Origin of the sequence: Alishewanella agri BL06 (assembly GCF_000272005.1) — a bacterium.
Lineage (GTDB): Bacteria > Pseudomonadota > Gammaproteobacteria > Enterobacterales > Alteromonadaceae > Alishewanella > Alishewanella agri.
Map to the genome: position 1 here is coordinate 21,787 of NZ_AKKU01000013.1, position 6,619 is coordinate 28,405.

8 protein-coding genes are annotated in these 6,619 nt (G+C 51.0%); 5 read left to right on the forward strand and 3 right to left on the reverse strand.

The window, feature by feature from the left end:
* Window positions 1-50: 50 nt before the first annotated feature.
* From fabV to AGRI_RS07790, 3 genes are all read right to left on the reverse strand, one after another.
* On the reverse strand, window positions 51-1,244 hold the full coding sequence (gene fabV, locus AGRI_RS07780) for an enoyl-ACP reductase FabV (RefSeq protein ID WP_008984411.1): 1,194 nt from the start codon (window positions 1,242-1,244) through the stop codon (window positions 51-53).
* 109 nt (window positions 1,245-1,353) lie between these two features.
* Window positions 1,354-1,683 carry a BolA family protein gene (locus AGRI_RS07785; RefSeq protein ID WP_008984412.1) on the reverse strand — a complete coding sequence of 110 codons (330 nt, stop codon included), beginning with the start codon at window positions 1,681-1,683 and terminating at the stop codon, window positions 1,354-1,356.
* Window positions 1,684-1,805: 122 nt separating this feature from the next.
* On the reverse strand, window positions 1,806-2,426 hold the full coding sequence (locus AGRI_RS07790; protein WP_008984413.1) for an alpha-ketoglutarate-dependent dioxygenase AlkB family protein: 621 nt from the start codon (window positions 2,424-2,426) through the stop codon (window positions 1,806-1,808).
* Window positions 2,427-2,458: 32 nt separating this feature from the next.
* On the opposite strand from AGRI_RS07790, the gene AGRI_RS07795 reads away from it, so the two are divergent.
* The 5 genes from AGRI_RS07795 (at window position 2,459) to AGRI_RS07815 (ending at window position 6,614) form a co-directional block, all read left to right on the forward strand.
* Window positions 2,459-3,616, forward strand: coding sequence for a methyltransferase (locus AGRI_RS07795; RefSeq protein WP_008984414.1), 1,158 nt, complete (start codon window positions 2,459-2,461; stop codon window positions 3,614-3,616).
* Window positions 3,617-3,618: 2 nt separating this feature from the next.
* On the forward strand, window positions 3,619-4,170 hold the full coding sequence (locus AGRI_RS07800) for a YajG family lipoprotein (RefSeq protein WP_008984415.1): 552 nt from the start codon (window positions 3,619-3,621) through the stop codon (window positions 4,168-4,170).
* A 12-nt stretch (window positions 4,171-4,182) separates the two neighbouring features.
* On the forward strand, window positions 4,183-4,761 hold the full coding sequence (locus AGRI_RS07805) for a peptidylprolyl isomerase (RefSeq protein ID WP_008984416.1): 579 nt from the start codon (window positions 4,183-4,185) through the stop codon (window positions 4,759-4,761).
* A 44-nt stretch (window positions 4,762-4,805) separates the two neighbouring features.
* Entirely contained in the window at window positions 4,806-5,126 is a 321-nt protein-coding gene (locus AGRI_RS07810; RefSeq protein WP_008984417.1) for a hypothetical protein, read from the forward strand.
* A 105-nt stretch (window positions 5,127-5,231) separates the two neighbouring features.
* Window positions 5,232-6,614, forward strand: a complete 1,383-nt coding sequence (locus AGRI_RS07815) for an AmpG family muropeptide MFS transporter (RefSeq protein WP_008984418.1) — start codon at window positions 5,232-5,234, stop codon at window positions 6,612-6,614.
* The last annotated feature ends 5 nt before the right edge of the window (window positions 6,615-6,619 follow it).

Below are 6,619 nucleotides of genomic sequence, written 5' to 3' on the forward strand. Positions count from 1 at the left end.
AGTTAGAGAAAAACCGCCCTCAGGCGGTTTTTGTGGCTTTGTCAATACGACTAATTGACCAGATGTTGTAATGGACTCAGCGGCGACACATCCGCATCGTAGTCCACATGCTGGTAGCCAAAGCCAAACAAGCGTAAAAACTCATTATGATAACCGACATAGTCCGTCAGGCTGTCGATGGTATCGGTCGTGACCTGACCCCATAAGTCTTTCACTGCCTGTTGCACATGGTCGCTTAGCTCTTTGCCATCCATCCGCAAACGGCCGGCATCGTCCAGTTGCGGGGCTGCAGCGTATAGGCCCTGACGGAACAAACCATTGATTTGTTCGATACAGCCTTCATGAGTACCTTCCGCTTTCATCACCCGGTACAGCAGTGAAATATACAATGGCATAATTGGAATCGCTGAGCTGGCCTGGGTCACCAGCGCTTTTAGTGAGGCAACATAGGCTTTGCCATGCTGCGCACTGAGCTTAGCGGTAATGGCCGCTGCGGCACGATCCAGATCTTCTTTAGCCTTGCCGATCGTCGCCTTACCATAGATTGGCCAGGTTAACTCTTTGCCGATGTAGGTATAAGCTACGGTCTGACAGTTGTCCGCTAACACACCAGCGGCATTCAGCTGATCCAACCAACGCTCCCAATCTTCCCCGCCCATCACTTTTACGGTGTTAAAGATTTCGTCATCATTGGCTGGCTCAACCGACACTTCTTCAATTTCACGCTTAGACGTATTCAGATTCTTCGCCGTGTAAGCCTGACCAATAGGTTTGAGTACTGAACTGTATACTTCGCCAGTCACCGGATCTTTACGCCGCGGCGCTGCCAGACTGTAAACCACCAGATCAATTTTGCCCATTTCACTGCGGATCAAATCAATGGCTTTGGCTTTGAGTTCATCGGTAAAGGCATCACCATTTAGGTGCTTATTCCATAAACCTGCGGCATCGGCAGCGGCTTCAAAGGCGGCAGTGTTGTACCAGCCAGCAGAGCCGGTTTTGCTTTCGGTCGGTTCTTTCTCAAAGAAAATACCCAGGGTGGCAGCACCTGAGCCAAAGGCCGCGGTGATGCGTGATGCCAGGCCATAACCGGTAGAGGCACCGATTACCAACACATTCTTCGGACCACCGGCCACCGGGCCCAGTTGCTTAACATAAGCAATTTGCTCTTTCACATGCTCAGCACAGCCGACCGGGTGTGCATTAGTACAGATAAAACCACGAATCTTTGGTTGAATAACCATAGCCAATCCTGTTGTTGTCTTTATAAAAAGTGCGAGTGCTCTATGCACTGAAAGAGCACTAGTGTAAAACTTTACCGCTAAAAACAGGTCGGATCAGCAAAAATCGTGCTCAGGATGCTTTTTCGGCTTTGCTGCCGCCAAAGCATTTTGGTGAAGCCGGCGGCTTTTCGGCATAGTATTCATACCATTCTGAAGGGGTGTAGGTATGTAGCGCCAACGCATGAATTTTTTCCGCCAGTTCTTCAGCCACTATAGCATTAACAGCACGGTGGCGTTGTAACAAGCGCATCCCCTCAAACTGCGGGGTGACAATCACCACCTTAAAATGCGACTCCGACCCCGGCGGCACATTATGGTTGGCGCTCTCATTGACTACGTCCAGATGAATGGGGTTAAAAGCATCCAGTAATTTTTGCTCTATTGCAGTATGGATTAACATCTTGTCCAGCTCCTGTTGGCGTCCTGAATCTTATTCTAGTCAAAGCGACCAGCTTTGTCCTAACAGCACTAACCAATTTCGGAGCAATTACTGCTAAGCTGATAGCCATGCAGTAAAAATAATTATTTTGGTGCAATATACCGAAACGTCAGGTTAATCCTTTCTGCCTTAGCCTGCGCCTGCTTCGGCAAGCGATGTTGCCAATACTGCTGACAGGTGCCCGCCATTAACAGCAAACTGCCGTGCTGTAGCAGCAGTTGTAACTGACATTCCAGCTGGCGGTGCTTTAAATCAAAACGTCGGCTCTGCCCCAGACTGAGCGAGGCGATTTGTGGTGCTAAGCCCAGTTCTGGTTCATCATCCGCATGCCAACCCATATGATCCTGGCCATCCGCATACTGATTTAATAACACACAATTAAAGGGGTGCTGCAACGCCTGGCTGATTTGTGACGCCAGCTCTCTGAGCCGCGGATGCCAGGGCTCTGGCAAAAAGTCAGTGCCCGAGTACCGGTAGCGGCAATGCGGCTCGCCCATCCAGACTTGCCGTCTTGGGATCGCCACCTCCCGGCCATAAATGCGGATGCTGGCGGTTTGCCAATGCAGTTCGCGGCTTAATTGTTGCTGCAGGAGATCAGCTGCCGGCGCCGTTAAATAGGCCGGCCAATAAAATAGCTCTGCATCAGGTAAACTAAAATGCCGGCAATTCTGATTGCGGTTGTCGCTGGGGGTAGCCCGTGTCAAAATAGCGCCCTCTCTATCCTGAATAAGTTGTTATGAATACTCTGTTTACCTGTGCTGACCTAGAGTTGCAACTGGCCCGCTGGCCACTGCAACAACCGAATCACAGCCTACAAGCCTGGGATGCGGCAGATGAACTGTTAGTAGAACGCGCCTTGCCGGCACTGCAACAGCTAACCACAGCAGGTAACACGCCACGTATTTTAATTTTGAACGATAGCTTCGGCGCCCTGTCCTGTGCGCTGGGTAACAGCCAGCAGTTTCTGGTACAAGACTCCTATATCGCCCAGCAAGCGTGCCGGCATAACCGGCAACAAAACGGCTTAACGCTGGCCGGTATTACCGAGTTGACCAGTCTGGATAGCTTGCCAGCAGCCCCCGATTTGGTGTTACTAAAACTACCGGCTAATCACAGTTATCTGGCGTGGCAACTCGCCGCGTTAAGCAAGGTGATGACTGCCGATACCCTACTGCTAGTTGCCGCTAAAGCCAAAGATATTCATCGCAACTTGTTGGCGATCTTTAGTCAGTATATTGGCCCTACCACAGCCTCGCTTACACTTCGCAAGTGCCGTTATATCGATAGCCAGTGGCAACCCGGACTGCTGCGGCCAGTACTGCCTTATCCAACGCGCTGGCCTTTGCCGGAGACCGGCTTTACGCTGGTTAATCATGCCAATGTGTTTGCCCGCGATAAACCTGATATTGGCGCCCGATTCTTTCTACAGCACTTACCCAAGGTTAGCGCCGGGCAACACATTATCGATCTTGGTTGTGGTAATGGCATGCTTAGCTTGCAAATACTGGCGCAGCAAACGGCTTGCCAACTGCTGCTAACAGACGAGTCTTATATGGCAGTGGCGTCAGCCCGGCTCAGTGTGGCAGAAAATTTTCCGGACGCACTGGCACAGTGCCAATTTGTGGTAGATGATTGCCTGAGTCGCCAAGCTGATGCCAGTGCCGACTGGGTGTTGTGTAATCCGCCATTCCATCAACAGGCGGCGGTCACCACTCATATTGCCAGCCAGATGTTTTACGACGCCAAACGGGTCTTAAAACCCGGTGGCAAAATCAGAATCGTGGCTAATCGTCATTTGCCTTACCGCCAACAACTGGCAAAATGCTTTGGTAATTGCCGGCAGCTGGCGGCTAACCCGAAATTTATTATTTTAGAATCGACCAAAAGGAGTTAACTATGCGCTATTTATGGCTAACGCTGGCAATACTGCTGGCTGGCTGTGCCACCCAGGTACCATCTTTTATTGTAGCGCCACAAATTTTCTGGCCACAAACGGCGGAGCTGCAAGGTGCAGCTTTTGATTTCGCGCTGGTTGATTTGCGGCCAAGACCACAAACACTAACGATAAGACAAGGCAGTAATGAACAGCATTACCGTACCACTAACGATGTACGGGCGCAGCTGGAAGCCACTGTTGCCAAAGCGTTGCAGGAAAAAGGGGCAACCTTGAATTCCCAGCAGTCGGTGCAAATGAAAATTCAGATTAATCAGTTACAGGCCAACGTCATGCAACGCCCGCTGGATCATCAGGTTACCAATCAGGTGGCGATGACGGTATTTATTCAGAGTGATAATGGTACCTTTACCAAATCTTATGCCGGTGACAGTAACTATACCGCGCCGCTAAAGGTTGATCTCGCGGCGGTCGAGCGCGAGTTACGGGTGCTGACCGAACAAGTACTCAATCAGCTACTGCAGGATCCGGCCTGGAAATCAGCGCTGAACTAACGGAGAAAAATAATGCGGCTATTCGCGCTACTAATACTGCTACTGAGTCCGCTCGGCCATGCCGGGCAGTTTCTGCAACCAGATAATTTATTCCCGAAAGTAAAGTTCATCACCTCACACGGTGAGATTATTGTTGAATTGGATCGCAGCCGGGCGCCGCTCACGGTGAACAACTTTCTGAGCTATGTGAAGAAGAACGCTTACAACAATACGGTTTTTCACCGTCTGATCCCGGAGTTTGTCTTGCAAGGCGGCGGTTATACGCCGGATTTTAAAGCCATCGAAACCCTGAAACCGGTGTTTAATGAATCGGGTAATGGCTTAAAAAACCAGCTCGGCACTATCGCGATGGCGCGGCTGACCGATCCACACAGCGCGGATAGCCAGTTCTATTTTAACCTGAATGATAATGTCAGCTTAGATCCGGGTAGTCGCTGGGGCTACGCAGTATTTGGACAGGTGGTGTCCGGTATGGAAGTGCTGGAACAGATTCAGCAAGTTGAAACCGAAGTGTCGGAAAAACTCGGCTGGCCAGATGTTCCCAAAGAGCCGATTATCCTGAAAATGGTGATTTTGCTGCCACAAGAATAATCTGCGCTATACTTCTTGCAACAGGCTTTGGCCGGAGCCGGGGTATGGCAAGAACCTTTATTGATGAAAAAACAAGCCAACTGATCTTTTACGCCTCGCGCTTTTTGCGGGGCCAGTTACCTGAAGCCGAGCTGCACCTCTTTATCTGGGATACGCTGGAAGAATGGGCAGCATTAAGCGAACGGCCGCAATCGCCGCCCAGCTATCAGGAGCGGGTCTTCTGGTATTTGCTGTACCAACTCGAGTATTGGCCGGAACAGCAGTTGCGGGCTGACCGCCAACTAAAACGTCGTTTGCAACTTTGCCTCGGTTACCTGGCCGGAAAAGGCCGCCGTCCTGTCGATTGTGTCGGCCTGAGGCCCTAGGGCGCCATCTAAAGCACCATCTAGTACCGACTTTTCTGCCGCGCGGGCTTTGCCGCGGCGCCGTCCTCTGTTATGTTCTGTGTCAGTCTTCTGCAAGGTTTTACTATGCTCTCAAAACAACAAGGCGCGGCACAGAGCTGGCGTCAGGCACTGGCCAGTTATCGCGATATTCGCCTGCTTTTTATCTTTTTTATGGGTTGCGCATCCGGTTTTCCCTGGGTACTAATCAGTTCGAACATGACTGGTTGGCTAAGCGATGCCGGTTTGTCACGTGCCGCTATAGGTTATTTTGGTTCGGTATTTGTGGTCTATGCGCTAAATTTTCTCTGGGCGCCCTTGTTGGACCGGGTGAAGCTACCGCTGCTGGGAAACTGGTTAGGACAAAGGCGGAGCTGGATTTTGCTGATGCAAAGTCTGATGTTGTTTGCAACACTGGCGATTGCCTTTACTAACCCGGCGCAAAGCTTATTGTTTACCTCGCTGCTCGCTATGGCGATTGCGATCGCCTCTGCAACGCAGGACGTGGCGATTGATGCTTACCGCATTGAGTTGATTGGCGACGATACGGTGCGGGTAGCCCCTGCTGCGGCTATGGGGGTGATTGGTTGGTGGACCGGTTATTCGTTACCAGGCTATCTGGCCTTTGCTAATGCAGACCAGTTCGGTTGGCCAGCAGTCTACCTGGGTATGGCGGTGCTGATTGGGTTGTTGATGGTGTTTACCCTTTGTAGCAGGGAACCGCAAAGCCAACGCGAACAGTTACAACGTGATGCAGCGGCGCGCTATCAGAGCCGCTTGGGACAGGCACGAACTGCACCCTACCTGGTATGGCTATCTGTAACCGTACTTGAGCCTTTTGCCGAATTTTTCCGGCGCAATGGCTGGCAACTGGCCATCTTGATTATCAGCTTTGTGTTCTTATTTAAAGTCGGCGAAGCCTTTCTCGGCCGGATGTCGATCCAGTTTTATAAAGAAATTGGCTTTAGCAATCAGCAAATCGCCGAATATTCGAAACTGGTAGGCTGGGTAGCAACCATTGCTTTTACCCTACTCGGCAGTGCTATCAACATCCGCTTTGGCATTATTCGCGGCCTGTTTATTGGCGGTATTGCGATGGCTGCCAGTAACTTAATGTTCGCCTGGATTGCACTGGCCGGCCCCAAACCTGAGCTGTTTATCGCCGCTATTCTGGTGGATAACTTTACCGCAGCCTTTTCTACGGTGGCCTTTGTTTCGTTCTTAACCTGGTTAACCGGCCGCGCCTTTACTGCTACGCAATACGCTTTACTGGCGTCGCTAGGCAATCTTGGCCGCACTACGCTAGCGTCCTTTAGTGGCGAACTGGTAGATTTCCTGGGCGGCAATTGGGCGCTGTTCTTTGTGATAACGGCGCTGATGGTGGTGCCGGGTTTATGTTTATTGCTCATCGTTGGCAAAAAATTACAACAGCGCCAACAACAGCAAGCAGCAACAGACTCATCATCCTAGGGCGT

Coding starts and splice junctions, on each gene's coding strand:
- AGRI_RS07815 (WP_008984418.1), top strand. CDS start 5,232: ATGCTCTCAAAACAACAAGGCGCGGCACAGAGCTGGCGTCAGGCACTG.
- AGRI_RS07800 (WP_008984415.1), top strand. CDS start 3,619: ATGCGCTATTTATGGCTAACGCTGGCAATACTGCTGGCTGGCTGTGCC.
- AGRI_RS07785 (WP_008984412.1), bottom strand. CDS start 1,683: ATGTTAATCCATACTGCAATAGAGCAAAAATTACTGGATGCTTTTAAC.
- AGRI_RS07795 (WP_008984414.1), top strand. CDS start 2,459: ATGAATACTCTGTTTACCTGTGCTGACCTAGAGTTGCAACTGGCCCGC.
- AGRI_RS07810 (WP_008984417.1), top strand. CDS start 4,806: ATGGCAAGAACCTTTATTGATGAAAAAACAAGCCAACTGATCTTTTAC.
- fabV (WP_008984411.1), bottom strand. CDS start 1,244: ATGGTTATTCAACCAAAGATTCGTGGTTTTATCTGTACTAATGCACAC.
- AGRI_RS07805 (WP_008984416.1), top strand. CDS start 4,183: ATGCGGCTATTCGCGCTACTAATACTGCTACTGAGTCCGCTCGGCCAT.